Annotated in this window: 25 protein-coding genes and 1 tRNA gene; 12 read left to right on the forward strand and 14 right to left on the reverse strand. The window is 64.4% G+C overall.

The features are described from left to right. Positions 1-213: 213 nt before the first annotated feature. The gene (locus HY019_RS12935) at positions 214-894 is read left to right on the forward strand and encodes a hypothetical protein (RefSeq protein WP_290692713.1); all 681 of its coding nucleotides are present in this window, start codon (positions 214-216) and stop codon (positions 892-894) included. Between the two features lie 238 nt (positions 895-1,132). Here the strand turns inward: HY019_RS12935 and chrA are convergent, their stop codons facing one another. Then, positions 1,133-2,500, reverse strand: coding sequence for a chromate efflux transporter (gene chrA / locus HY019_RS12940; protein ID WP_290692715.1), 1,368 nt, complete (start codon positions 2,498-2,500; stop codon positions 1,133-1,135). 62 nt (positions 2,501-2,562) lie between these two features. Then, positions 2,563-3,648, reverse strand: a complete 1,086-nt coding sequence (locus HY019_RS12945) for a catalase family protein (protein ID WP_290692717.1) — start codon at positions 3,646-3,648, stop codon at positions 2,563-2,565. Between the two features lie 89 nt (positions 3,649-3,737). Here HY019_RS12945 and HY019_RS12950 point away from each other — a divergent pair, with 89 nt between their 5' ends. The 3 genes from HY019_RS12950 (at position 3,738) to HY019_RS12960 (ending at position 7,253) form a co-directional block, all read left to right on the forward strand. Then, positions 3,738-5,654, forward strand: a complete 1,917-nt coding sequence (locus HY019_RS12950) for an acyltransferase family protein (RefSeq protein WP_290692719.1) — start codon at positions 3,738-3,740, stop codon at positions 5,652-5,654. A 51-nt stretch (positions 5,655-5,705) separates the two neighbouring features. Next, the gene (locus tag HY019_RS12955) at positions 5,706-6,665 is read left to right on the forward strand and encodes an SGNH/GDSL hydrolase family protein (protein ID WP_290692721.1); all 960 of its coding nucleotides are present in this window, start codon (positions 5,706-5,708) and stop codon (positions 6,663-6,665) included. Between the two features lie 84 nt (positions 6,666-6,749). Further along, positions 6,750-7,253 (forward strand): hypothetical protein, encoded by a 504-nt coding sequence (locus tag HY019_RS12960; RefSeq protein ID WP_290692723.1) that lies wholly within the window; start codon positions 6,750-6,752, stop codon positions 7,251-7,253. A gap of 21 nt (positions 7,254-7,274) precedes the next feature. Here HY019_RS12960 and HY019_RS12965 read toward each other — a convergent pair. Beyond that, positions 7,275-7,351: transfer RNA gene (locus HY019_RS12965), tRNA-Pro, on the reverse strand. A 36-nt stretch (positions 7,352-7,387) separates the two neighbouring features. Further along, positions 7,388-8,386, reverse strand: coding sequence for an octaprenyl diphosphate synthase (ispB, locus tag HY019_RS12970; protein WP_290692725.1), 999 nt, complete (start codon positions 8,384-8,386; stop codon positions 7,388-7,390). Positions 8,387-8,534: 148 nt separating this feature from the next. Between ispB and HY019_RS12975 the strand changes: the two genes are divergently transcribed. Further along, entirely contained in the window at positions 8,535-9,818 is a 1,284-nt protein-coding gene (locus tag HY019_RS12975) for an FAD-dependent monooxygenase (protein WP_290692727.1), read from the forward strand. 48 nt (positions 9,819-9,866) lie between these two features. On the opposite strand, the gene HY019_RS12980 is transcribed toward HY019_RS12975, so the two are convergent. Both HY019_RS12980 and HY019_RS12985 read right to left on the reverse strand, forming a co-directional pair. Then, entirely contained in the window at positions 9,867-10,001 is a 135-nt protein-coding gene (locus HY019_RS12980; protein ID WP_255352699.1) for a hypothetical protein, read from the reverse strand. 81 nt (positions 10,002-10,082) lie between these two features. Then, positions 10,083-10,442: a hypothetical protein gene (locus HY019_RS12985; RefSeq protein ID WP_290692731.1), complete on the reverse strand. Its 360-nt coding sequence runs from the start codon at positions 10,440-10,442 to the stop codon at positions 10,083-10,085. A gap of 67 nt (positions 10,443-10,509) precedes the next feature. On the opposite strand from HY019_RS12985, the gene HY019_RS12990 reads away from it, so the two are divergent. After that, positions 10,510-11,826, forward strand: coding sequence for a glutamate-5-semialdehyde dehydrogenase (locus tag HY019_RS12990; RefSeq protein WP_290692733.1), 1,317 nt, complete (start codon positions 10,510-10,512; stop codon positions 11,824-11,826). An 87-nt stretch (positions 11,827-11,913) separates the two neighbouring features. Further along, the gene (locus HY019_RS12995; protein WP_290692735.1) at positions 11,914-12,690 is read left to right on the forward strand and encodes a TSUP family transporter; all 777 of its coding nucleotides are present in this window, start codon (positions 11,914-11,916) and stop codon (positions 12,688-12,690) included. Between the two features lie 27 nt (positions 12,691-12,717). Here the strand turns inward: HY019_RS12995 and HY019_RS13000 are convergent, their stop codons facing one another. Beyond that, positions 12,718-13,983, reverse strand: coding sequence for an SMP-30/gluconolactonase/LRE family protein (locus tag HY019_RS13000; protein WP_290692737.1), 1,266 nt, complete (start codon positions 13,981-13,983; stop codon positions 12,718-12,720). Between the two features lie 195 nt (positions 13,984-14,178). Between HY019_RS13000 and HY019_RS13005 the strand changes: the two genes are divergently transcribed. Further along, positions 14,179-14,445 carry a DUF2061 domain-containing protein gene (locus HY019_RS13005; protein WP_290692739.1) on the forward strand — a complete coding sequence of 89 codons (267 nt, stop codon included), beginning with the start codon at positions 14,179-14,181 and terminating at the stop codon, positions 14,443-14,445. A 28-nt stretch (positions 14,446-14,473) separates the two neighbouring features. Here the strand turns inward: HY019_RS13005 and HY019_RS13010 are convergent, their stop codons facing one another. Further along, positions 14,474-15,250, reverse strand: a complete 777-nt coding sequence (locus HY019_RS13010; RefSeq protein ID WP_290692741.1) for a ferredoxin--NADP reductase — start codon at positions 15,248-15,250, stop codon at positions 14,474-14,476. A gap of 204 nt (positions 15,251-15,454) precedes the next feature. Between HY019_RS13010 and queC the strand changes: the two genes are divergently transcribed. The 3 genes from queC to HY019_RS13025 all read left to right on the forward strand — a co-directional run bounded on the left by queC (position 15,455) and on the right by HY019_RS13025 (position 18,769). Continuing rightward, positions 15,455-16,192, forward strand: a complete 738-nt coding sequence (queC, locus tag HY019_RS13015; protein WP_290692743.1) for a 7-cyano-7-deazaguanine synthase QueC — start codon at positions 15,455-15,457, stop codon at positions 16,190-16,192. Between the two features lie 66 nt (positions 16,193-16,258). Continuing rightward, positions 16,259-16,852, forward strand: a complete 594-nt coding sequence (locus HY019_RS13020; protein WP_290692745.1) for a LemA family protein — start codon at positions 16,259-16,261, stop codon at positions 16,850-16,852. 21 nt (positions 16,853-16,873) lie between these two features. Further along, on the forward strand, positions 16,874-18,769 hold the full coding sequence (locus HY019_RS13025) for a M48 family metalloprotease (RefSeq protein WP_290692747.1): 1,896 nt from the start codon (positions 16,874-16,876) through the stop codon (positions 18,767-18,769). A gap of 20 nt (positions 18,770-18,789) precedes the next feature. Here the strand turns inward: HY019_RS13025 and HY019_RS13030 are convergent, their stop codons facing one another. From HY019_RS13030 to HY019_RS13050, 5 genes are all read right to left on the reverse strand, one after another. Beyond that, positions 18,790-19,470 carry a chalcone isomerase family protein gene (locus HY019_RS13030; RefSeq protein ID WP_290692749.1) on the reverse strand — a complete coding sequence of 227 codons (681 nt, stop codon included), beginning with the start codon at positions 19,468-19,470 and terminating at the stop codon, positions 18,790-18,792. A 28-nt stretch (positions 19,471-19,498) separates the two neighbouring features. Then, on the reverse strand, positions 19,499-20,578 hold the full coding sequence (locus tag HY019_RS13035) for a transporter (protein ID WP_290692751.1): 1,080 nt from the start codon (positions 20,576-20,578) through the stop codon (positions 19,499-19,501). A 197-nt stretch (positions 20,579-20,775) separates the two neighbouring features. After that, a complete protein-coding gene (locus HY019_RS13040; RefSeq protein WP_035038820.1) occupies positions 20,776-21,045 on the reverse strand; it encodes an HPr family phosphocarrier protein in 270 nt (89 codons plus the stop codon). Beyond that, positions 21,014-21,475, reverse strand: coding sequence for a PTS fructose transporter subunit IIA (locus tag HY019_RS13045; protein ID WP_290692754.1), 462 nt, complete (start codon positions 21,473-21,475; stop codon positions 21,014-21,016). Before HY019_RS13045 ends, HY019_RS13040 begins: the two co-directional genes overlap by 32 nt. 21 nt (positions 21,476-21,496) lie before the next feature. Then, entirely contained in the window at positions 21,497-22,123 is a 627-nt protein-coding gene (locus tag HY019_RS13050; protein ID WP_290692756.1) for a hypothetical protein, read from the reverse strand. A 101-nt stretch (positions 22,124-22,224) separates the two neighbouring features. On the opposite strand from HY019_RS13050, the gene HY019_RS13055 reads away from it, so the two are divergent. Then, the gene (locus HY019_RS13055; RefSeq protein WP_290692758.1) at positions 22,225-23,424 is read left to right on the forward strand and encodes a hypothetical protein; all 1,200 of its coding nucleotides are present in this window, start codon (positions 22,225-22,227) and stop codon (positions 23,422-23,424) included. Positions 23,425-23,476: 52 nt separating this feature from the next. Here HY019_RS13055 and HY019_RS13060 read toward each other — a convergent pair whose 3' ends face one another. Continuing rightward, on the reverse strand, positions 23,477-23,971 hold the full coding sequence (locus tag HY019_RS13060; RefSeq protein ID WP_290692760.1) for a TlpA disulfide reductase family protein: 495 nt from the start codon (positions 23,969-23,971) through the stop codon (positions 23,477-23,479). Positions 23,972-23,973: the final 2 nt, after the last annotated feature.

Here is a 23,973-nt window from a genome sequence, read left to right on the forward strand (position 1 = left end):
GCATTTTGAGCATGCCGACGCGCTACCACTAGTCTGGCCCGACCCCGAGGGGCACGTTCGGGGCATTTCGATTTGCCCGTTGTATCCCTCGGTTCCGGCTGCCTGCAGACTTGATCCGCACCTCTATCGAACCCTCGCCCTTCTTGATGCTCTGCGCGGAGGGGCTGCGCGCGAGCGAGAGCTAGCAGAACGAATGCTGATGGACTACATACAGTGAACCAAGATCCGAACGTTGCTATCGTGGAGCTGGTTGTTGCAGCGCTCGGTCCGCTGGCTGATGAGCTTGTATTGGTGGGCGGTTGTGCTGTTGGCCTGCTCATAACTGACCGCGCCCGTCCTCCGGTTCGCCAAACAGTCGATGTCGATCTTCTGACAGAAGTCGCACCGACGGCAAACTACTACGCGTTCTGCGAACGGCTAAGAGCACAGGGGTTCAGAGAGCAGCCGACAGAAGAAGTCATCTGTCGCTGGGCGAAAGGCCATTTGCTCATCGACGTGATGCCCACAGATGGGACGGTCATCGGTTTCACCAACAGTTGGTACGCCGAAGCAGTCACAAGTGCGAAGTTTCAAGCGCTACCAAATGGGCAGGCGATTCGTCTCCTCAGCGCCCCGCTGTTTATAGCCACCAAGCTAGAGGCGTTCAGATCGAGAGGTGCCGGAGACTATCTCCATCACGACATGGAAGACATAGTGAACTTAGTTGATGGGCGGGACACAATTGTTGACGAGGTAACGACCGCGTCGCAGGACGCACAAGACTTCCTTGCGGACGAGTTCGATGCGCTGCTGTCCGATCCAACGTTTGTGGATTGCCTAAGCTGGCTCTTATCTGAGCAGCAGGCACGCAAAGACATCGTCCTTGAGCGAATGCGCCGGATTGCGGGGATCTGAGTTGGAACAGGGGCGGAGAGGTCGCGGCGCGACGCGAACCACCAAGCGAACACACGACGAGCGAACGCATCGAAGGCGGGTAACCCTAAGACTTGTGGGTAACTTTGCGGGTAGCGCGCATCTGGCAAAGTACCAAACCCAGCATCCATACGGGTTCCCAGCCACAGTTCAAGTGACCCCGGCCCACCACACACCCGAACAGCGCCAAGCCTCTTGAGAGGCTTGGCGCTTTTCTTTTTCAGGCCAGCGCCAGCAGCTTGAGCACCAGCCCCACCACCGCACACGCCGCAATAACATGGATCACATTGCGCTTGTAGCGAAACAAGGCCACAGCGGCCCCGAGGGCAATCACGGCAGAAGCCACGTCAAAATGCCCTGACAAGCCCTGCGGCCACAGCACGTGGTAGCCAAAGAACAGCGCCAGGTTCAGGATCACACCCACCACGGCCGCCGTGATGGCCGTCAGCGGTGCGGTGAACTGCAGCTCGTTGTGGGTGGACTCCACCAGAGGCCCACCTGCCAGGATGAACATGAAGGAAGGCAGGAAGGTGAACCAGGTCACCAGGCTCGCCGCCACCGCGCCCGCCAGGAACAGGCTCTCAGGCCCGAACAGGGCCTTGACGTAGCCCCCCACAAAGCCCACGAAAGCCACCACCATGATCAGCGGCCCGGGCGTGGTCTCGCCCAGCGCCAGGCCGTCCATCATCTGCGTGGGGTTCAGCCAGCCGTAGTGCGTCACCGCACCCTGGTACACATAGGGCAGCACGGCGTAGGCCCCGCCAAAGGTCAGCAAGGCCGCCTTGGTGAAGAACCAGCCCATCTGTGTCAAGGGGTGCGTCCAGCCATACAAGGTGGTCAGCAAGCCCATGGGCACCAGCCACAAGAGCCCGCAGACCAGCACGATCCCGATCAGGCCCGACCAGCGAAACCGCGCATGGTCCGGTGTCGGGGTGTGGTCGTCGATCAAGGCGGCACCATAGGAGTTGTCTGCCCCACCATGCCCACCGCCGACCTTGAACCTCTCGGGCGACACCCGCCCGCCCACATAGCCCACGGCTGCGGCACCCAGCACGATCAGCGGAAACGGCAGGTTCAAGGCGAAGATGGCCACGAACGACGCCGCGGCGATGCCCCACAGCACCTTGTTCTTGAGTGCGCGCGAGCCGATGCGGTGCGCAGCCTGCGCCACGATGGCCGCCACCGCGGGCTTGATCCCGTAAAACAGGCCGGCCACCAATGGCACCTGGCCAAAGGCCATGTAGACCCACGACAGCGCGATGAGGATGAACAGCGAGGGCAGCACGAACAGGCCGCCGGCGATGACGCCGCCCCAGGTCCGGCGCATGAGCCAGCCAATGTAGGTGGCCAGTTGCTGAGCCTCAGGGCCAGGCAGCACCATGCAGTAGTTCAGGGCATGCAGGAAGCGCTTTTCAGAGATCCAGCGGCGGCGCTCCACCAGCTCCTGGTGCATGATCGAAATCTGCCCAGCAGGCCCGCCGAAGCTGATGAAGCCAAGCTTCAGCCAGAAGGCAAACGCCTCCCAGAACCCGATGGGGGCCGGCTGGCCGCCCTGATCAAACGCCACAGCCCTTGCTTGGTCACTCATGTCCAGGGAACCCGCTGTCAATGGAAGGGCCCCGAGGATAAGGCATCGTCAGCCTCGACGCATCAAGGCTCGATGCGCGGCTGCCCGTTGAGCTCATGGCGCAACTTGGAGACGGTCAGGTACACGTCCTTGCGCACCCGCGAGATGCCGCCCAGCGGCCGGTGCTCGGCGATGCTGTGCCAGGGCGTGAAAGAGCGCGCCTCGCACACCTCGGCGGCCTCCGGCGTTTGAGCTGGAATCATGATGCGGGCCACCGGCACGAAAGGCGACTTGGCCTCCTTCCACTCCACCGTCGGGTCTTCGATCGGCATCTCGGCGGGCACGGTACGGGTCTGCACCATGAAGTCAAAGCAGGCCCCGCCCTGGGCCAGCTGGGCGCGCAGGTTCTCGCCCAGGCGGTCGGCCGTGTCGGACTGCTCGTTGAAGGTGCTGCCCGCGCAGGGCTTGGCCGAGAACTTCATCTGCTCGGTGCCCAGCCTGGAGGGCGTGGTGCTCCAGTAGCGCGAATTCAAGGGGTTGAGCAGCTTGTGCCCGGTGAAGGACAGGATGATGGGCACCTCGTAAAACAGGTGCCCGGCCAACCAGCCTGTCAGGCTGAGGCCCCCGCCACTGACCGCCTTCTGGAAGGCGCCATAGTCCACCGCGTTGCGGATGAAGAACACGGGGTGGTTGGTCATCAGGAAGTCCTGCGTGCTGGCCGTCTGCTCGTCATCGAGCAGCTTCAGGCCCGGCACGCCCATGACCTTGACGGCCATGCCGCGCGCATCGTTGCTGTGGTCGTCCTGTGATGAGCCCGAGCCATTGGAGAAACGCACCACGGCGTTGTAGGACTTGGGCGTGGCAAACAAGCCTTGCGCCAGCTTGGGCGGCAGCTTGTCAAGCACACTGAAGGTCGCCTGCACACAACCATGCGACTTGCGGTGCGCATCCCTGAAAGCATGCCCGTTCTTGTCAAACCCAGCCTGCACCGAGGCCTGGATGGCGGTGACGATGCCGGCTGTGGCCGCCGCTTCACCCGCCGGAATCACTTCACCATCGGCCGAGGGCACGCCCGTGGGCACCGGCGTGACGGCGCAACCCACCTGGCTGAACACCATCAGGCTGACCAGACTGGCCAGGCGAGTCAGGGACAAGGGGCGTGCAAGCATGGGGCTCTCCGGCTGAATGATCATCGTTTATCTGAAGGTGTTCGACTATGCCCCCGGATGCATGCGTCCCCATTGGGATAATCCCGCCGATGCGCATCTTGAGAACAGACATCCAGATTCTGAGGGCCATCGCGGTCCTGTCCGTCCTGGTCTTCCACTTTGATCTGCCCGGCCTGCAAAAAGGCTTCCTGGGTGTCGACATCTTCTTCGTGATCTCAGGCTACCTGATGTCACGCGTCATCATCGACGAAATGGATACGGGGCGCTTCAGCCCGGCCTCCTTCTATTTCAGACGCGCGCGCCGCTTGCTGCCAGCGGCCATGGCCATGTTCGCCCTGGTCACGGCGGTGGTGCCCTTCGCGCTGACCATGGGCGCCCTGCGGGACTACGTCCAGCAATTGCTAGGGGCACTGGCCTTTGGCGCCAACCTGGTGCTGTGGGCGCAAAGCGGCTATTTCGACGGGCAAGCCACGCTCAAGCCCCTGCTGCACACGTGGTCCCTGGCGCTGGAGGAGCAGTACTACTTCGTGCTGCCGCTGGCGCTGGCCTTGATCGGGCGCCGCTGGCGTGCGGCTGGCCTGGTTGGCCTGTTGCTGGCCAGCCTGCTGGCTTGCCAATGGTGGCTGGGGCGTGACCCGTCCGGCGCGTTCTACCTCTTGCCTACCCGCGCCTGGGAGTTGCTGCTGGGGTCGGTGTGTGCCTTGCGCCGTGTGGAGGCGACGAGCAAGGGCTTCGACAGTGGCTGGCTCTGGCTACCCATCATGGCCTGGTGCCTGCTGCGCGGCGTGGACAGCGTGCACCCTCGCACCGATGCGCTGCTGGTCTGCCTGAGCACCGCCGGCCTGATCCTGCAGCCATCACGCATGCTGCAGTCCACGCGCCCCTGGATGCGCCCGCTGCAATGGATCGGTGATGTCTCCTACTCGCTGTACCTGGTCCACTGGCCCTTGATCGCGCTGGCCAAGAACATCTGGCTGCAAAAGGTGCCCGACACGGTCCTGTGGGCCTTGCTGGGGCTGTCTTTCGTGCTGGCCCAACTGTCGTACCAATACGTCGAGCAGCGCTACCGCAACGTCCCCACACCACAGGCCCTGCTCAGGCACATGGTCTGGCTGCTGGTCCCTCTGCTGCTGGCCATGGGCGCCCTGGCCTTGCACATGCACAACCACAGCCAGGCAGGTGGCGCGGCCCAAGGCCAGCAGCCGGTCTACGGCTTCGACGCCCGTTGCGACCAGGAGGGCGACTTTGAACCCCTGCCAGCATGCATGAACGCGCCCAGGCCGCACACCATGGTCTGGGGCGACAGCTACGCCATGCACCTCATCCCTGCCCTGCAGGCCTCGCCACCCGATGGCGGCGTGATCCAGGCCACACGCAGTGCTTGCGGCCCGTCTCTGGACATGGCCCGCCAATCACCCAAGGACCCGCCAGATCGGGGCCAACGCTGCATCCAGTTCAACCGCTCGGTGCTGGCCTACCTGCGTCAGCATCCCGAGATCGATGTGGTCGCGCTGTCCGGCCGCTGGCAATACTATTTCGATGACCCTGTGGTGGACGCACGCGGGCGCTTCATCCACCCAGGCCCGCATGAGATCGCGGCCTCGTTTGCACGCGTCGTCCAGCAACTGAAGGCCATGCACAAACGGGTCGTGCTCGTGTCGCCGCCGGCGCTGCTGGGTCCCGATGTGGACCTGGGTCGCTGTGGACAGCGTGCCGCGCAAGGCCTGTTGACCATGATGAGCACGCTTCAAACAGATTGCGCCTTTGACCGCCATCAATTCGAAACCCGGCAGGCCCGAACCCTGGCCGTGCTGGCTGAATCACAATCAATGGCTGGCATCGACATGATTGCGCTGGACAACTTCAACTGCGATGAAGCGCGCTGCGTCTCGGTCATGAACAAGGTGCCGCTATACCGGGATGCCGGGCATTACAGTCTGGAGGGCGCGCGCCTGTTAGGGCAAGGCCTGCAACTGGGCCCCCTGGTGCGTGCCAGCGCGCGCTGAGCCGCCGCAAGGTGGCTATGATGGACAACCACGCCATGTGAAAGGTCAGACTTGGCAAATCGTATTTCCGGATTCAGCAAGCTGCTTGGCGCCGTCCTGGCCGCAAGCCTGGCCACACCGGCGGCCGCGACCTACTCGCAAATCATCGCGTTCGGCGACAGCCTGTCCGACACCGGCAACCTGTTTCGGCTCACCTCTTTTCTGCCGACAGGCGGGATGCCTGGCTCGCCTTATTACCTGGGGCGTTTTTCGAACGGCCTGGTCGCAGTCGAATCCATGGCGGCCGTGCTCGGTGTGCCCGTCACCAGCCAGGCCGTTGGCGGCGCCCAGACCGGCCCTGGCAATGAAGGCGGCGCCCTGCTGTATGGCACAGGCGTGAGCGGCCAGATCCAGAAATTCGAAGCCAGCAACCACACGCTGGACGCCGGCGCGCTGTACTTCCTGTGGGCTGGCGCGAATGACTTCTACACCGGCAACAACGTCTACTCGACCACCACCTACCTCACTTCGTCGTCGAACATGGTGAGCAACATCCGCAACCTGTACGACCACGGTGCACGCGATTTCTTCGTCCCACTGATGCCGGATCTGGGCCAGACACCCGAGGCCCTGAGCAGCTCCACTGGTTACCAGAGTGCGGCCCAGGCACGCACCCAGGAGTACAACAGTGCACTCAGCACAGGCTTGCAAAGCCTGAGTGCCAGCCTGCCCGGCGTGAACATCATGGTGTTCGACACACCGGCTTTCATGCAAAAGACAGTGGCCAACCTGGCCTCGGCCGGGATGGATGTGACCGATGCTTGCTACGACGCCAAACTGAAATCTGTCTGCGCCTTTCAGGAGCAATACCTGTTCTGGGACTCTGTCCACCCGACCAATACCGGGCACTGGCTTCTGGGGCAGGCCTTTGCCGGTGCCGTGCAAGCCGTGCCGGAACCCGGAACGGCCCTCCTGGGAGTCAATGGATTGATGTTGGTGGCGTGGGCCGTTCGGCGGCAGCGGGCATCGTGACATAGGTCCACGGTCTTCGTGAACATCAGCGGGTGCAATCAGCAGGCGGGTCAACGCCACCTGTTCAAAGCCAAGGAGAGCAAGATGGCACGGCTTCTTCGGGATCTGTTCTTCGTGGCCGCCGCCACGGCGTTGCTGACGGTGGCAGCGTCAATCGGCCCGGCACGGGCGCAAGCCAGCACTCACCACCACGAAGCAGCCTCGCCTCACAAGCTCACCCTGAACCATGGGCGCAAGTGGCCCACCGATGAGTCATTGCGCGCCGGCATGGCGCGCATCCGCGACGTGCTTGAACCGCAGTTGGGCGCCGCCCACGCTGGCCAGCTCACACCTGAGCAGTACAAGGCGTTGGCCGATCAGATCGAGACCGAGGTCGGCGCCATCGTCGCCAACTGCAAACTGGAGCCCCAGGCTGACGCGATGCTGCATCTGGTGATCACCGATCTCGGCGATGGCACCGACGCCATGAAAGGCAAAAACACCCAGTTGGGCCCGGCGCCCGGCCTGGTGAAGGTGACACAGGCTGTCAACCAGTACAGCCGCTACTTCGATCACCCCGGGTTCAAGCGGCTGCGCGACCTTCACTGACCGCTGCGCTTGATTGTTATCTGGTCGGGGTGAGAGGATTCGAACCTCCGGCCTCTACGTCCCGAACGTAGCGCTCTACCAGGCTAAGCTACACCCCGATGTCGACCCTGCACACGCGTTTCACATGCCAGTCATCACGACGACCTGTGGATCGAATCAAACGATAATTCTAGCAGAGCTTCCCGGTACTCAGATGCCGGCAAGGCATCCAGGCAGCCCTTGGCCAGCTCGGCCTGCGCCTGTGCCGCTTCACGCGTGGCCTCCAGCGCGCCGGTGGCCTTCACGATGGCCACGATCTCGGCCATGCGCTCCACTTCCCCGTTGATGATGGCGTTGCGGATCATCTCGCGCTGCTCCGGGGTGCCGCGCTGCATGGCCACCAGCAAAGGCAGCGTGGGCTTGCCCTCGCGCAGGTCGTCGCCAATGTTCTTGCCCAGCTCGGCCGTGCTGCCTTCGTAATCCAGCAGGTCGTCGATCAGCTGGAAGGCGGTGCCCAGGGCGCGACCATAAGCGGCGCAGGCCTCTTCCACATCAGGTGTCGCATCGGTGATGACGGCCCCCAGACGGGCGCTGGCCTCGAACAGCTTGGCGGTCTTGTATTCGATCACGCGCAGGTAGTCGTCCACCGTGATGTCGGGGTCGTGCATGTTCATCAGCTGCAGGACCTCACCCTCGGCGATGACGTTCGTGGCCTCGGCCAGGATCTCCATCACGCGCATGCGGTTGGTCAGCACCATCATCTGGAAGGCGCGCGAGTACAGGAAATCGCCCACCAGCACGCTGGCGGCATTGCCGAACATGGCGTTGGCGGTTTTGCGGCCGCGGCGCAGGTCGGATTCGTCCACCACATCGTCGTGCAGCAGCGTGGCCGTGTGGATGAACTCCACCACGGCGGCCAGTTCGTGGCGCTGGGTGCTCTCGCTGCCCAGCGCACGCGCGATCAGCAGCAGCAGCATGGGGCGCACGCGCTTGCCGCCCGCATTGACGATGTAGTGCGAGATCTGGTTGACCAGGGCCACCTGAGACGCCAGCCGGCGGTGGATGACCTGGTCGACCTCGGCCATGTCAGAGGCGGAGAGTTGACGGTAACTGGCGATGGGGGCGGAGGAGGAGGTCACGCGGTCGGCAGACAAATGGAACCCGCTGACGCGGGCAAATCGGGGTACGGCAGGTGGAGATTATGTAGGAAGCAGGCGTCACCATGCCCTGGGGCGGTGCATCCAATGCTTGCAAAGCGGCGGACAATACACAGCTTCACGCCCATTGCAGACGATTGCTGTCATGACCACGAACCGCCCGAACGCCGTCAGTCTGGCCATCATCGGCGCCGGCCCCGCCGGCCTGAGCCTGGCCCTGCAGGCCGCCCAAGCCCTGCCCCACGCCCGCATCACCGTGTTTGACGCCCGCCCCGCGGACAAGGACATCTCGGGTGACGCGCGCACGCTGGCGCTCTCGCAGGGCACGGTGCAGGAGTTGCAACGCATGGGCATCTGGGACGCCATCGAGGCCAGCGGCCGCAGCGCCCCCATTCTGGAAGTGCATGTCTCGCAGCAGCAACCCACCGTGTTGTGGCCCGGCCAGCAGCAGCCCGAGGTGCGTATATCTGCCCAGGAACAAGGCGTGCCGCAACTGGGCGCCGTGGTGAGCTACGGCACCCTGGTCGCCCCGCTGCAACAAGCCTGGTTGCACGCGGTGGACCAGGATGAGCACCGCTGCGCCATGCGTTTTGCCACGCCTGTGCGGGGCCTCAAGACGGTGGACGACGGTGTCGAGGTGGACGCCGACATCGCCGAGCAGTTCGATCTGGTGGTGGTGGCCGAAGGCGGCGTGTTCTCGGACCAGGCCAAGCTGAAATGGCCAGAGGGCGTGAGCCACGACTACGGCCAGACCGCCTGGGTCGGCCAGGTGCAACTGGACGACGAGGGCCGCCCCGGCATGGCCTTCGAGCGTTTCACCACCTCGGGGCCGGCCGCCCTGCTGCCCCTGCCACCCGGCCCGGTGGTGCCTGGTGGGCCCAGTGGGCGCCGCGCCGCCCTGGTCTGGTGCGTGCAGCAAGCCGACGACCCGGTGCGCGAACTCAACGACGCGCAGCGGCTCACCCTGCTCAACACCATCTTTCACCCGGCTGTGGGCCGCATCACGCAACTGTCGCCGCTCAAGGCCTTCCCGCTGGGGCTCAACGCGCACCGGCAACTGGTCAATGAAGGCGCGATCGTGCGCATCGGCAATGCCGCGCAGACACTGCACCCGGTGGCGGGCCAAGGCTTCAACCTGGGCATGCGGGATGTGCACGTGCTGCTGGACGCGCTCAAGCACACGCCCTGGTCACCCGAAGACGATGTGGCCACACGGCAGATGAAGGTGCGGCGCGCCTTGCGCGAATTCGAGCGCCGGCGTCAGCCGGACCGCTGGGCCTTGCTGGCCACCACGGACTTCCTGGCACGCAGCTTCACCTGGCCTGCGCCGGTGCTGGCGACCTTGCGTGGCATGGGTATCGGGGCGGTGGGGGCGCTCAGCCCGGTCAAACGGCTGCTCGCGCGCTCGATGATGTTTGGCTGGCGCTGAGCGCGCCTGCCTGCTGGCTCACGTGGTCACGGGCTCAGCCAGGCTCATTCAGCGCTGGGCCACGTAGACCACCGACAGGTTCGGGGCCTGACTCAACTCGGGCACGCTCTGCGATTGCGCCACATACAGTGCGCAGGCAGCCAAAGCGGCAAACAGGGAGTTTTGCAACAGCTTCTTGCGCATGATCGGCTCCAATCGGGTGAATGCCTTCATGCTATGAAAAAGCGCCCGATGCCAAGGACGAAGAACCGCAGGCAAAAGGCCCTATTTGCCGCCTTGATCCCGCACGGTCTCCACCTCCAGGCTGGCATCGCAGCCACTGCCCGCTGAAATCATGCGCCGAGCCCAGCGTAACCACACCGCCCGGCCCGCACGCCGCCACCAGGCGTCCTGCCCACCTGGGCGCGCCACCAGCAAGCCACAGAAGTAACGCCGATCCGGCTCGGACCAGACCAGGGCCTTGCACGCCCCATGGCGCCGTCGGCTGACGATCACCCCCACCGGGCAAGGCTCAGCCAGGCAGCACACTCCGCAGCCATTGCAAGGCGCGCCCAGCGCCGGTTTGGCGGGCGCTTCAGGATGAATGTGGATGACCTGATGCTGCATCGGCATGCAGCATGCCATGGGCGCCCTCGTGGCGATCACCTGAACAGCCGTGCAACACGCCTCAGGGTTTGAGACAATCACGGCCATGAACACCGCGACCTCCCCCTCTACCGCCGGCCAGGCCCTTGATCAGCCAGTCGAACAGTACATGAGCGCCGTGGGCCAGGCCGCCCGCGCCGCCTCGTCCGTCATGGCGGCCGCGTCCACCGCCGCCAGGAACAACGCCCTGCTGGCGCTGGCCGGCCAGATCCGCGCGCACGCTGGCGAGCTCAAGGCTCGCAACGAGGCTGACACCCTCGCCGCCGAGAAAAACGGCCTGGCCGCCCCCATGGTGGACCGCCTGCGCCTGACCGACAAGGTCATCGAGACCATGGCCGAGAGCTGCGAGCAAGTGGCCTCCCTGCCCGACCCGGTCGGCGAGATCACCAACATGCGCCGCCGCCCCACCGGCATCAGCGTGGGCCAGATGCGTGTGCCCATCGGCGTGTTCGGCATGATCTACGAGAGCCGCCCCAACGTCACGATCGAAGCCGCTTCGCTGGCCATCAAGAGCGGCAACGCCTGCGTGCTGCGTGGCGGCTCCGAAGCCATCCATTCCAACCTGGCGCTGTGGAAGCTGGTGCAAGCCGCCTTGACGCAAGCGGGCCTGCCCGCTGACGCCGTGCAACTGGTGCAGACCACCGACCGTGCCGCCGTGGGCCAGCTCATCACCATGCCCGAGTACGTGGACGTGATCATTCCCCGTGGTGGCAAGGGCCTGATCGAGCGCATCAGCAAGGAAGCGCGCGTGCCCGTGATCAAGCACCTGGACGGCAACTGCCACACCTATGTGGACAGCGAGGTCGACCTGGACCTGGCCGTGAAGGTGACCGACAACGCCAAGACGCAAAAGTACAGCCCCTGCAACGCGACCGAGTCGCTGCTGGTGCATGTGAACCAGGCGGCGGCCTTCCTGCCCCGCATCGGCAAGGTGTTTGCCGACAAGGGCGTGGAAATGCGCGCCGATGCCCGCGCCAAGGCCATCCTGGCCGACGTACCGGGCGCCAAGGTGGTCGATGCCACCGAGCAGGACTGGTACGAGGAGTACCTGGCCCCCGTGATCGCCGTGAAGGTGGTGGACACGCTGGACGAGGTCATCGCCCACATCAACAAGTACGGCTCGCACCACACGGATTCGATCCTCACGACCAACCACCCCAACGCGATGCGCTTCATCCGCGAGGTGGACTCGGCCAGCGTGATGATCAACGCGTCCACGCGCTTTGCCGACGGCTTTGAATACGGCCTGGGCGCCGAGATCGGCATCAGCACGGACAAGTTCCACGCACGCGGCCCGGTTGGCCTGGAAGGGCTCACCTCGCTGAAGTTCGTGGTCCTGGGGCAAGGTGAAGTGCGCACCTGATGCGCGTTCATTGAACCCTGCCCACGAGCCCGGCCCCCATGCCGGGCTCTTTGTTTTTCAGCTCACCCGCTCATCCGGCTTGCCCTCATGCTCGACCTCAATGCGCTCAATGTCAGCCTGATGCTGCTGGCCTCAGCCGCCGCAGGCCTGGTCGATGCCATCGTGGGCGGCGGCGGCTTGATCATCGTGCCCTCGCTGTTCGGCCTGTTCCCTCAAGCGGTGCCGGCCACGCTGCTGGGCACCAACAAGGCCGCGTCCATCTGGGGTACGGGCTGGGCGGCCTGGCAATACGCCAAACAGGTGACCTTGCCATCGTCGCGCCTCATGGGCGCCATCATCGCCGCCATGCTGGGCGGGCTGATCGGGGCCTGGTTGGCCACGCTGGTGCCGGCTTCGCGCTTTCGTGCTGCCCTGCCGATCGTGCTGGCCGCCGTGTGGCTCTACACCCTGTGGCGCAAGGACATGGGCCGCCACCACGCCCCGCACTGGTCACACCAGACCGAAATGCTGCTGGCCACCGGCATCGGTGCCGCCATCGGTTTTTACGACGGCATCTTCGGCCCGGGCACAGGCAGCTTCTTCGTGTTTGCGCTGGTGCGCCTGCTGGGCTGGGACTTCCTGCATGCCAGCGCTGGCGCCAAGCGCCTGAACTTCGCCACCAATGTGGCGGCACTGGCCTGGTTCATCCCGCATGGGCATGTGGAATGGGCACTTTCGCTGCCCATGGCCGTGGCCAATGTGGCCGGTAGCACGGTGGGCACCCGCATGGCGCTGCGTCATGGCGCCGGCTTTGTGCGGGTCGCCTTCCTGATCGTGGTGGGCGCCCTCATCCTCAAGACGGGCTGGGACGCCTGGCTGCGCTGAACAGCCCCGCGCCACCTGCCCTGGCCCTCACTTGGCCGTGGCGCCTTCCAGATAAGACTCCACCTCCGCACGCGGCACCTGTGGCCCCACATAGGGGATCCAGCCGATCGTGTGCGCATGCAGGCTCTGAATGAAGAGCTTGCCATCGGCCTCGGTGGCCGCCGTCGTCTCGGGGTAAGCGCCAGAAGGATCTTGCAGATCGTCCACCACATGGCCACGCTCGTCATACGCGATCACGTGCCCATAGGCCTTGGGTACCGGCCACAGGAAGCGCGGCAGACGCAGCGTCAGCTTCCTCATGAAGGGGTAGCGCGAGGCCGCGTCGATCACGGGGCTGCGTGGCTTGGTCAGCCCGACCCACAAGCGCCCTGAAGCGCTGCGCGTGAGGTTGTCCGGGAAGCCCGGCAGGTTGTCCACGAAGACACGTGCGGCGCCTTGTTTGATGGCCTGATCCAGGGTGGGCACGCCGTTGTCGCCTTCAGCCGTGCGCACCACCGAGAGCTTGGCCAGGTCCACCGCCAGGATGCGGTAGGTGCCCGTCTCGGAGATGTACATCGTCTTGCCATCGCGCGAGAACTCGATGCCATTGGGAAAGCACATGCCCGTGATGGCCACGCGGGCCACCAGGGTGTCAGGGTCCTGCGCGATGATGCGCCCGGTGCAGCTGTGCTCCAGCACGTCCAGCACGCTGGCCTCGAAGGTGCTGCCCCATTCCTTGGCGCCAAAGCGGCGCGAGGCATCGGTCAGCCACAGGACACCGCCCGGCCCGACCTTGACCGCATCGGCATAACGCACGCGGTCGTCCGGCACGGGGTGCTGCACCTTGCTGAGCAGGGTCTCGACCTTGGCATCGGCCCCACGGCCCGTGATGCGCACCAGGCCACGCATGGCGTCGGCCACCAGCAGGCGCCCTTGTGCGTCGATGTCCAGCCCCAATGGCCGCCCACCCGTGTTCGCCACGATCTCGGGCTGCTGCCCGTCCGTGTTGATCTGCAGGACGTCGCCATTGCTCAGACCGGTGTAGAGCACGCCAGCTCGGGCCACGATGAACTCCGGGCCTTCCTGCCCGCTGGCCAGCGACCATTGCTGCAAATCGGCCAGCTTGTCGTTGACCGCATGGGCGCCCGTGTAACCCGCGTCCTTGGGCGGCTGCCAGGCAACCGGGTCGGCGGGTGTCGGCCAGAAGGCCAGGTAACCCAACAAAGCGACCACCGGTGTCACCCAGGAGGCCAGCCAGTGCATGCGCCCCAGGTGCAGGCGCGCCCCTACAGCCATGGATGGTGTGTGTTTCATCTCTTGTCTCCTCAGGGCAGTACGGTGTTTACCCGCATCATCGTGTCACCCGGCTGCATTGTCTGGGCAATCCGGCCAGCCAATTGCATTTGCCTATTAGAAAAATGCAAACAGTTGTCTGGACGATTCAGCTGCGCAACTGAAAAATGAGAACCATTCTCAATGACACCCCCCCGCCGAGGAAAGGAACACACCATGGCCAAAACCGCCACTTTCGGGCTCATGCACGTGGCCACCTCGTTCACCGTGACCTACGCCTTGACCGGCAACATGGCCGTCGCCGGGGTGGTGACTTTCGTGGAGCCGCTCGTCAACACCGTGATGCACTACTTCTTTGACAAGTACTGGGATCACCCTCGCGCCGAGTCCGCCCGCCGGGCCGTGGCCCGCATCGGCCAGCGTACCCATCAAACGGCCGGCCATGAAAAAAGCCCCGGCACGATCAACGCAGCCGAGGCCTGACAAGCACGCCACCAAGGGGCGGCCCGGTTTATTTCTCGACGAAAGCGCGCTCGATCACGTAGTCGCCGGCTTCGCCTTGTGAGGGCGAGATGTGGAAGCCGCGCTCGTCCAGGATCTTGCACAGGTCGGTCAGCATGGATGGGCTGCCGCACATCATGGCGCGATCGGTGGCGGGATTCAGGGGCTGCATGCCCAGATCGGCGGCCATCTTGCCGTTGACGATCAGGTCGGTCAGGCGGCCCTGGTTGCGGAAAGGCTCGCGCGTCACCAGCGGGTAGTACAGCAGCTTCTCGCGGATCAGGTCGCCCAGCAGTTCGTGGTCGGGCAGCTCCTGCGAGATGTAGTCGTGATAAGCCAGCTCGCTCACGGTGCGCACGCCATGGACCAGCACCACCTTCTCGAACTTCTCGTAGGTGTAGGGGTCCTGGATGATGCTCATGAACGGGGCCAGGCCCGTGCCGGTGCCGAACAGGTACAGGTTCATGGCGGGCTTGAGGTCATCCACGACCAGGGTGCCCACGGCCTTGCGGCTGATCAGGATCTTGTCGCCGACCTTCAGGTGCTGCAGGCGCGACGTCAGGGGGCCATCCTGCACCTTGATGCTCAGGAACTCCAGGTGCTCTTCGTAATTGGCACTGGCGATCGAGTAGGCGCGCATCAGCGGCTTGCCGTTCACTTCCAGGCCGATCATCACGAAGTGGCCGCTGGCAAAGCGCAGCGCCGGATCACGGGTGGTCTTGAAACTGAACAGCGTGTCGTTCCAGTGGTGGACGTGGGTGACGGTCTCTTGGTTAAACGCGGCCATGTTGAGTGTGTCCTGCGGGCGAACTTGCCCTGGGTATGCCTGACGAAAACCCTATATTGTCCCCCATAACGCAGCCCGGCTTGACCCGCCCCCCGTGTATTCGGGGCTTTTGCCTGGGTTCTTGCAACGCATTCGCTTGGGCTATCCTCGAAACGCATCCCGGCGGCTTTGGCGCCACGCCGAGCACCACTTCACATCCTGAAAATGACCGCATCCCCCTCGTCCACCAGCACCTCGGCCCCAGACCCGCGCACCGCCCTGGTCGTGTTCTCGGGCGGGCAGGACTCCACCGTCTGCCTGGCCTTGGCCCTGTCGCGCTATGCCCACGTCGAGACCATCGGCTTCGACTATGGCCAGCGTCATCGGGTCGAGCTGGACTGCCGCCAGCAGGTGCGCACGGAAATGGCCCGCGCCTTCCCCCAGTGGGGCGCACGGTTGGGCGAGGACCACATGCTGGACCTGGGTCTGCTGGGCCAGATCTCGGACACCGCACTGACCGCGTCGCGTGCCATCGAGATGCAGGCCAATGGTTTGCCCAACACCTTCGTGCCCGGGCGCAACCTGCTCTTCCTCAACTTCGCGGCGGCCCTGGCCTACCGCCGCGGCGCCTCGGTGCTGATCGGCGGCATGTGCGAAACCGACTACTCCGGCTACCCCGATTGCCGCGACAACACGCTCAAGGCCCTGCAAGTGGCCATCAGCCTGGGCCTGGACAGCCCCATGACCATCGAGACGCCCCTGATGTGGCTGACCAAGGCCCAGACCTGGCAGCTCAGCCACGACCTGGGTGGCCAGGCGCTCAACGACCTGATCATCGAGCACACCCACACCTGCTACCTGGGCGACCGCCAGCACCGCCACGCCTTGGGTTATGGCTGCGGCAACTGCCCGGCCTGCCAGCTGCGGCAAGAGGGTTTTACCGCGTTCCGGCAGCAGGGGTGAAATCATGATTGCCTGTACAGTGCGGGCCATTCAATCGGCGTCCATCGGCGTCAAAGGGATGGCCTTGTGAACACCTCCAACATCATCTTTCTGGTCATCGCCGCCTTGCTGGTTTTCTGGGCCGCCGGCGCCTACAACCGCCTGGTCCGCCTGCGCAATGAAATTGGCAACGCCTTTGCCCAGATCGATGTGCAACTCAAGCGCCGCCATGACCTGATCCCCAATCTGGTCGAGGTGGCACGCAAGTACATGGAGCACGAGCGCGAAACGCTGGAGCGCGTCACCGCGGCGCGCGCGCAGGTCATGGCCGCCACCGACCTGGTCAAGACCAAGCCCAACCAGCCCGGCCCCATCCTGAGCCTGGGCATGGCCGAAGGCGTGCTGGCCAGTGCCATGGGCCGATTCCATGCCGTGGTGGAGTCCTACCCCGAACTCAAGGCCGATCAGCGCCTGCGCGACCTCAGCGAAGAGCTGACCCATACGGAAAACAAGGTGGCCTTCTCGCGCCAGCTGTTCAACGACGCCACGCTGGACTACAACAACGCGGCCCACCAGTTCCCCACCAACATCGTGGCAGGCGTGTTCGGGTTTCACACGGCGTCCATGTTGCAAGCCACGGCCAGCGAGGCCGAACGCAACCCCGTCAAGGTCAGTTTCTGACCCCAGCGCCCGCTTCTTGTCATGCAGTTCCGACAACACCAGCGCGAAGCCCATATCCGGACAGCCCGATTGCTCGGGCTCTTCGCGCTGCTGCTGGCTGGCTTGAGCATCACGGTCAACCTGCTGCTGGCCCTGCTGTACAAATTGCTCATGCCCTTCAGCGTGGGCTTTCCCGGCCTCTTCTTCGAGACCAATACCGGGCTGATCTTGCTGTTCGTGCTGGGCGGCTGCCTGGTGGAGTCGCAGCGCCTGCGCGATGGCGGCGGCCCGCGCGTGGCGCACTGGCTGGGCGGCCGCGAGGTGCGCAACCCCGATGACGCCACCGAGCGCCGCCTGCTCAATGTGGTCGATGAAATGGCCCTGGCCAGCGGGCAGCCCGTGCCCCGCGTGTATGTGCTGCCCAGGGAAGACGCCATCAACGCCTTTGTCGCCGGTTGGGGCCCCGAAGACCTCGTGCTGTGTGTGACACGTGGTGCGCTGGAGCGGCTGACCCGCGCGGAGCTGCAAGGCCTGGTGGCCCACGAGTTCGGCCACATCAAGGAAGACGATCTGCCTTTGTCGATGCGGGTCTTGTCACTGGTGTGGGGCCTGTCACTGGTGCACGGTTATGGCCAGACCTTGATGGCCCCGGACGACAAAGGCCACGTCGGCCCGCTGGCCTGGCTCGTTGGCCTGGTGTTTTCGATCACGGGCTGGCTGGGCTGGATGGCCGGCCGCATGCTGCAGGCCGCCGTGTCGCGCCAACGCGAGTTTCTGGCAGATGCCTCGGCCATCCAGTTCACGCGCGCCCGCGATGGCCTGGGCAATGTGCTGCGCAAGCTGTGGCACGACCAGCAGATCCTGGCCGGCCGCATGCGCCACCCTGCCGCTGGCATGGTGTCTTACCTGCTGCTGCACGAGCCGGGCGCCGCCACCTGCCTGTCCAGCCACCCCCGCCTGTCAGAGCGCATCCGCCGTGTTTGTGGCACCGTGCTGCCCCCCTTGCCCGCGCCCTTGGTGCACATCGACACGGTGGAGCCGCGCCACAGCGCTGACAGCCTGCCGCCGGCCCTCGCCGCAGCCGCCCCGTTGAGCCCGCAGGCGCAGGCCCAACAAGCACGCCAGGAGCAGCAAGCCGCAGCGCGTGAAGCCCTCAGCCGCCTGCATGGCCGGGTCGGCCCCACCGAGCACCGGCTGATCACGCTGGCACTCATGATGAACATCCACAACGAGAGCGAGCGCGCCTTGTGGCAGCGCATGGCCGGCACGGTGCACGACGCGCAACGCATCCTGGATGACGTTGTCATGCTGCCCGCCAACCGGCGTGTGCCGGAGTTCGAACGCCAGACCGCCCTCATTGCCCGCGAGCCCATCGAGCAACGTCGCGCACTGGTGGAGAGCGCACGGGACCTGCTGAGGGCCGATGGCCGCGTCAGCCCGCGCGAACGCCTGTGGTGGCTGGCCTTGCGCCATCGCGTGAGCGAGCGCCAGAACCGCCAGGCCTATATGCGCCCCACCACCGGTCAAGGCCAGGAGCTGCATCACCTGGGGCCCAGCGAACTGAGTTGCGTCGTCCCGCTGACGACCTACCTGGCCCGCTTCATCCCGGTCGAGGAAAGCGCCGAAGGCTGGGCCGCACCCAGCCTCGCCTGGTTCAAGGGTGTGATGGGCCGCTGCGGCAAGCCGGTGGACACACAGCCCGGCCCACCGCCGGATGCCGATGCGCTGGTGCACGCCCTGGCGGGTGTGCAGGAGCTGTCATGGATGCTGCGGCCCTTGCTGCTCAAGGCCTGGGTGGAAGAAGCCGTCAACCACAGCGCGCATGGCGTGCTGTCAGACCAGACCGCTGACGCACTGCGCCTGGCTGCCGGGCTGATCGATGCCCCCCTGCCCCCCATGCTGGAGGCGCACTACCCCAAGCCGGATGCGAAGGCCTGAGCGCTATCAGTTGCCCGCGATCAGTTGTCCGCGTCGCGGCTGCCCGCCTTGGGCAGGCGCGTCAGGCCCAGCAGGCCATTGCGCAGCTCCTCAGGTGCAGCCGGCCCGATGTACATGCGCATGTAGATCTGATAGGCCAGCTCGTCCTTGATGGCCATGGTACCGCCGCCGTCACCGGTCAGCGCCCTGCCGTTGTGGGTGGCCATCCAGCCTTGGCCGGGCACCCAGTCCAGATTGACCACATCGCCCTTGGACACCCGCTTGACGTTTGCATACGCCGCACCGATCTGGCCGATCGGCCCGATCAGCTTCTTGAATTCTTCATCCGTGGCCGACTGTTTGAAGTCAGACAGGAAGATGCGGGTGATCGTTGACGAGGTGAACTCGCGCAGGATGTTGAGCTGGATGCGGCGCACGCCATCGAGCTTGTAGATGGCATCGGGTGTGGTGCGTTTTTCAGGCAGGTACAGCGCGGTCACGTCGGCCTTGAAATAGCCACGCTTGCGCACTGCTGCACCATTGAGCACCAGCCTGTGCCCGTAGGCCGTGACGGTCTCCGGCAGTTCCACGCCCTCCAGTTCCACCGCCGCATTCGCGGGCGTGGCCCAAGGCAGCAAGGTAGACGCCGCGGCACCGGCCAGCAGTTGCCGGCGCAGCGTGTTCACGGTCTCGTCCTGATCTTGATTCAAGTTGTCCGACATGGCGATGCCTCCAACCCGACAGGGATGATTACAAGGGCTTGGAAACAGTCAACCAGAAAGCCTGGCCTTCCGTGCGATTGCGCGCATCGAATTCCTTGAGGAACTTGCCCTCCAGCAGCATTTCGCCACCGTTCTTGAGCCAGCCAACGGCGGGGCCTGCGGCGTTCACGCTGGCTTTGTTGCCGTTGATGATTTCCTTGGGGCCGCCCAGCGCCGTGATTTGAGCCCCCGAAAAGCCGCTCAGATTCTGCGTGTCCTTGGTCAGCTGACGCACGAAGTAGCCTTGCAACCCAACGCGCACATCGTCACTGACAAACTTCATCAGCTGCCAGTCCAGATTGAACATATTGCCGGAGAAATAGCCGGTGTCCTTGTTGCGGGTGTTGAAGGACAACACACCACGCGCACCTACGTCCCAACCGTCGCCGATGAAGGCGTATTGCACCGAGGGACGGAAGGTCACGAAATTGCCGTAGCCGGGGTTCACGCGCTGCGTAGCTTTGTAGTCACCGGTGGGCAAGACGATGGTGGGGGTGAAGGTCACCGCCTGGTGATCGCCGATCTCCCAGTGCAACAGAGGCGCGAACTCGAAATCACCGATGCCGATCTCGCTGCCGTTTTGCGATGCGGCTCTGGAAGCCAGGAGCTGATCCAGCGTCACACCGGGAATCCCAGAGGGGGCCGCACCATAGGGAGAAGGCGCCGAGGCACCAAAGGTTGCCTTGCGTTGCACCAGGGGCAGCATGGCAGTGAAACCCACGTTGGCGCCCAAAAAGCGGGTTGAATCCAGAAAAGTCACGCGAGGCAGCAAAGCACGGTTGTCGGCCTTGATGGTGGTGTTGGCGCGGATGCTCTGTCCAGGAATGGCCGAGGTCGCAGCGTTGCCGTCATTGCCTTTGATCTTGCTGGCGTGATAGGCCACCATGGGCATCTGCACATACCAACCCGGCACCAGTGGCGTGGTCATGTCGCTACCACCGATACCGGCTGAATAACGTTGCTGACCATTTTCAGCGGCCATGGCCTGCGTGACACCGGCCAGCGCCAGCACCAGGCTCAATAATTTGACGGATGTGGCAGAAACAAATGATTCACTGCGGCGGGCCATCATTACTCCTTGAAACTCGAAACTGACGGGATTCGTTTAATTAGCCATTAAGGCTTTTGCCCCGATTGGGACACCTACTTTGCCCTGCCTCGCTGGGGAATGGCACAGCGTTGTAGTCGACAAACGACACAAAATTCACGGCCATGGGCTTGGCGTTAAAGGTCCCCTCTCGAATCAGGGGGGACATACACCAGGGTTTACTCGCCCTCACCAAACTTGTCGTTGATCAGCGCAACCAGGGCTTTGGTGGCTTCTTCTTCTTTCGCGCCATCGCATTCAAGCTCTACGGCAGACCCCAGGCCCGCGGCCAGCATCATCACGCCCATGATGCTTTTGGCATTCACGCGGCGATCATTGCGGCTCATGTAGACCTCGCAAGGAAAACTGCTGGCGAGCTTGGTCAGCTTGGCTGATGCGCGCGCATGCAGGCCCAGCTTATTGCTGATGGTGACGGTGGTCTTGATCATGGGAAGTAGGTTGGCTGACCTGGTTGTGGGGCCGGCTGGTGGCAATTTGCATGACCCCTTGCGTGCCCCCCGCCACCGCGCGGGTGATCAAGGTCTCAAGGGGTTCACCGGCGTAATTGAGGGCGCGCCAAAGCATGGGCACATTGGCCCCGGTGACCACTTTCACATGCACGCCATCGGCCAGGCGCTGCACGCAATTGCAGGGCGTCGCACCAAAGACATCGGTCAGAACCAGGGCCTCGCCGCGCTCGTCGCCCTCCAGGGCGCGCTCCAGCAGCAGGCGCGCCTGGGCCTCGACCTCGTCAGCAGACAGATTGGGCTGGACATCCAGCACCTGCATGCGTTCGGTGGCCTCGGGGAAGCAATGCTGCGCGGCCAGCTTCAAGGCTGAAGCCAGCGGCGCGTGCGCAATGATGAAAAGGCCTGCCATACAACTCGGATTATCGGCAACTCAGCGGGGAAATTGCAGCCCATTGAAAAAGGCTTGCGCCACATCTTCACTGGTTTGGGCCTTGACCGCATCGGCGGGGCGCCACACCGATGCCTGGAACACGGTCATTCCGTGGGAAAAATGCCACGTCCGGATGTCCATGTCCAGCGGACGCCCCAGGCCATCCGGCCGCTGGGCCTGGAAACGCCAGCCGTGCGCTTGCGGGGTCGGGGTCATGCCGGGCACCGAAATCGGCCCCAGATCCTGCTCGGACAGGGGCGCCCCGCTTCCGGCCATCTGGCTTGCCGCCCCCAGGTTGCGCCGCATCGACAGGGTCAACTCGTGCATGGCCGGCGACAACAGAGCCACATCAGGCAAGGTCAGGTAACTCAAGGCCCAGGTGCCGGCCTCGGTCTGGCACGACAGCATGTGCATCGTGGCGCCAGCAGGCAACCCTGGCCAGGGCACCACACGCTCGTGTGCGTCGGGCTTGCAGGGGAACAGTGCCGTGAGCCCATCGGCCTGCGCGGGACGCACCTCTCGCCAGTTCAAGGCGGGCGAGCAGGCTGACGTCAGCACGAACAAGGTCAACGCCCACACCACAAGCAGGGGGGACAGGGCAAGGCGATCAAGATAAATTCGGACCATTTGCCCATTATGCAAAGGCTGTGACAACCCTCACCCATGCGCGGGATGGACAAGGCGCATGCCACAGACAAGACTGCAAGCCGTAGCACAAAGAACGTAGCATGAACAGCGCCCTGAACCCCAAGCTCAACCTGTCATCAGACTTGTTGGCCGGGCTGTCGGAGGACGCCAGCCCCTTGCAAGGCATGCCTGCTGACCTGCCGCATGCCGACCAGGCCGTCGACACGGAACTGGCCCGCTGGCACGAATTGCTCGGCCAGGTCGGCCGCGAACTGGCTGAACCGCTCACCGCCGCGCTGGAGCGCGTCACCACCCTGACCACCACGGGGCGCATCGACCGCGCGGGCTTGCGTGCACTGCGCGACGAAGTCGACCGCGCCCGCCAGACCGGCATCTGGTGTCAGCAGATTGCCCGCCTGGCTTCGGGCCGCATCCGCCAGTCCCACGAGCGCGTGCACCTGACCAACACCGTGCAAAGCGTGCTGGCCTACCGGGCTCGCGAGATGCACGCCAAGGGCCTGCAGCTGTCGCAATCGCTGCTGCCCATCGAGATCAATCTGGACGCCTCCATGCTGTTCGGCCTGCTCAATGCCCTGATCGACTGGTGGCTCGATTGCGCGCATGGCACGGTGGAAGTGCGCGTGGACACCCGCAACTGGCCGGTGCGCGCCCAACTGCACTGCGCCTTTGCCCACCACCCACCCGATCAGCCCACACCCGCGGCCGACGCGATCAACAGCCGCGTCGACACCATGCACTGGCACCTGCTGGAGCAAACCGCACGCACCCTGGGCCTGGTCTTTGACAGGCAGATCGATGCCTCCCATGTGCGCCTGCGCCTGGAGTTCCCCGACACCGTCCATGCGCTGGCCCACGCCCCCGAGGCCGATCACGACGACCATGGCTTCGTGGACTCGGTGAACTCCAAGCCGCTGGCCGGCAGCCACGTGCTGGTCATTGCGGGGCGCCGCGACCTGCGCCTGCAGATCCGTGAATCACTCAAGTCCATGGGGCTGGTGCTGGACTTTGTTGGCTCGGTCCGCGAGGCCATCGAGTTCTGCCGCGAAGGCCTGCCGCACGCCATCGTGTTTGAAGGCGCCTTGCGTTCACGTCAGTTTGACCAGTTGGCCAGCGGCATCCGGCAGGAAGTGCCCGAGTTCGTGTTCATCGAACTGGTCAATGAAGGGCGCACCTTCGACATCTCGTCGATCAGTGCAACCGGTATGGCACGCGTGGGCTGCGATGGCATCGCCAACGCGCTGCCATCGGCCCTGGTGTACGAACTCTCGCGTGTGATGTAGGCCTGCCGGCGGGCGCCGGGACAGGTATACCAAGGCCGGGGGCAGGCCGGTTTCAGGCCGGCTCGGCCAGCAATTGCGCCAAAAGGCTGTGCAAAGCGGCAAAATCGGGCTCACCGACATACCGTTTGACAATCTCACCCTTTTTGTTGACAACAAACGTGGTCGGCGTCAGTTGCACCTCGCCAAAGCCCTTGGCCAGATCACCCGAGTGGTCGATGGCCACACGAAAAGGCAACTGTCTTGATTGCGCAAACTGCATGACGTACGCAGGCGGGTCATACTCCATGGCTACAGCCAGTGTTTCCAGGCCCTGGCCTTGGAACTTCTGGTAGGTGGCCACCATCTGCGGCATCTCCTTGACACAGGTGCTGCAACTGGTGGCCCAGAAATTGATGAGTGTGACCTTGCCCTTCAGCTCAGCCATGGTGTGCTTGCTGCCATCCAGCTGGGTAAAGGGCAGATTGGGTGCTGCCTGCTGGGAGCCTGAGAAACAGGCCGACAACAGCAAGGGCAGCGCCAGTGTCAGCATTCGGCGGGTCAAGTTCATCC

This window comes from Aquabacterium sp. (assembly GCF_016195855.1).
In the GTDB taxonomy this organism is placed as follows: Bacteria; Pseudomonadota; Gammaproteobacteria; order Burkholderiales; family Burkholderiaceae_C; genus Aquabacterium.

Excerpts from the sequence above, each read along its gene's own strand:
- chrA (WP_290692715.1), bottom strand. The coding sequence starts at position 2,500 with ATGAGTGACCAAGCAAGGGCTGTGGCGTTTGATCAGGGCGGCCAGCCG.
- HY019_RS12945 (WP_290692717.1), bottom strand. The coding sequence starts at position 3,648 with ATGCTTGCACGCCCCTTGTCCCTGACTCGCCTGGCCAGTCTGGTCAGC.
- HY019_RS12950 (WP_290692719.1), top strand. The coding sequence starts at position 3,738 with ATGCGCATCTTGAGAACAGACATCCAGATTCTGAGGGCCATCGCGGTC.
- HY019_RS12960 (WP_290692723.1), top strand. The coding sequence starts at position 6,750 with ATGGCACGGCTTCTTCGGGATCTGTTCTTCGTGGCCGCCGCCACGGCG.
- HY019_RS12975 (WP_290692727.1), top strand. The coding sequence starts at position 8,535 with ATGACCACGAACCGCCCGAACGCCGTCAGTCTGGCCATCATCGGCGCC.
- HY019_RS12980 (WP_255352699.1), bottom strand. The coding sequence starts at position 10,001 with ATGCGCAAGAAGCTGTTGCAAAACTCCCTGTTTGCCGCTTTGGCTGCC.
- HY019_RS12985 (WP_290692731.1), bottom strand. The coding sequence starts at position 10,442 with ATGGCATGCTGCATGCCGATGCAGCATCAGGTCATCCACATTCATCCT.
- HY019_RS12990 (WP_290692733.1), top strand. The coding sequence starts at position 10,510 with ATGAACACCGCGACCTCCCCCTCTACCGCCGGCCAGGCCCTTGATCAG.
- HY019_RS12995 (WP_290692735.1), top strand. The coding sequence starts at position 11,914 with ATGCTCGACCTCAATGCGCTCAATGTCAGCCTGATGCTGCTGGCCTCA.
- HY019_RS13000 (WP_290692737.1), bottom strand. The coding sequence starts at position 13,983 with ATGAAACACACACCATCCATGGCTGTAGGGGCGCGCCTGCACCTGGGG.
- HY019_RS13005 (WP_290692739.1), top strand. The coding sequence starts at position 14,179 with ATGGCCAAAACCGCCACTTTCGGGCTCATGCACGTGGCCACCTCGTTC.
- HY019_RS13010 (WP_290692741.1), bottom strand. The coding sequence starts at position 15,250 with ATGGCCGCGTTTAACCAAGAGACCGTCACCCACGTCCACCACTGGAAC.
- queC (WP_290692743.1), top strand. The coding sequence starts at position 15,455 with ATGACCGCATCCCCCTCGTCCACCAGCACCTCGGCCCCAGACCCGCGC.
- HY019_RS13025 (WP_290692747.1), top strand. The coding sequence starts at position 16,874 with ATGCAGTTCCGACAACACCAGCGCGAAGCCCATATCCGGACAGCCCGA.
- HY019_RS13030 (WP_290692749.1), bottom strand. The coding sequence starts at position 19,470 with ATGTCGGACAACTTGAATCAAGATCAGGACGAGACCGTGAACACGCTG.
- HY019_RS13035 (WP_290692751.1), bottom strand. The coding sequence starts at position 20,578 with ATGGCCCGCCGCAGTGAATCATTTGTTTCTGCCACATCCGTCAAATTA.
- HY019_RS13040 (WP_035038820.1), bottom strand. The coding sequence starts at position 21,045 with ATGATCAAGACCACCGTCACCATCAGCAATAAGCTGGGCCTGCATGCG.
- HY019_RS13045 (WP_290692754.1), bottom strand. The coding sequence starts at position 21,475 with ATGGCAGGCCTTTTCATCATTGCGCACGCGCCGCTGGCTTCAGCCTTG.
- HY019_RS13050 (WP_290692756.1), bottom strand. The coding sequence starts at position 22,123 with ATGGTCCGAATTTATCTTGATCGCCTTGCCCTGTCCCCCCTGCTTGTG.
- HY019_RS13055 (WP_290692758.1), top strand. The coding sequence starts at position 22,225 with ATGAACAGCGCCCTGAACCCCAAGCTCAACCTGTCATCAGACTTGTTG.
- HY019_RS13060 (WP_290692760.1), bottom strand. The coding sequence starts at position 23,971 with ATGAACTTGACCCGCCGAATGCTGACACTGGCGCTGCCCTTGCTGTTG.